Annotated in this window: 1 rRNA gene; it reads left to right on the top strand. The window is 54.6% G+C overall.

Annotation, left to right across the window (positions count from 1 at the left end):
* Positions 1–469, top strand: a 23S ribosomal RNA gene (locus A9178_RS18450); the annotation flags it as partial.

Here is a 469-nt window from a genome sequence, read left to right as displayed (position 1 = left end):
ATGGACAACAGGCAGATATTCCTGTACCACCTCGTGACCGTTTGAGCGATGGGGGGACGCAGTAGGATAAGGAATGCGCACGGATGGATGTGTGCGCCCAAGCAGTGAGAAAGTCAGGTAGGCAAATCCGCCTGGCAATTTCAAGCTGTGATGGGGAGGCCTTCTGGCCGAAGTTCCTGATTTCACACTGCCGAGAAAAGCCCCTAGCAAGGTCACAGGTGCCCGTACCGCAAACCGACACAGGTAGGCGAGGAGAGAATCCTAAGGTGAGCGGGAGAACTCTCGTTAAGGAACTCGGCAAAATGACCCCGTAACTTAGGGAGAAGGGGTGCTCTACTCAAGTAGAGCCGCAGTGAATAGGCCCAAGCGACTGTTTAGCAAAAACACAGGTCTCTGCGAAGCCGAAAGGCGAAGTATAGGGGCTGACACCTGCCCGGTGCTGGAAGGTTAAGGGGAAGAGTTAGGGCTT

Origin of the sequence: Oceanobacillus sp. Castelsardo (genome assembly GCF_001659985.1) — a bacterium.
Classification (GTDB): Bacteria; Bacillota; Bacilli; order Bacillales; family Amphibacillaceae; genus Oceanobacillus.
This window is presented reverse-complemented; position numbering and strand designations above follow the sequence as displayed.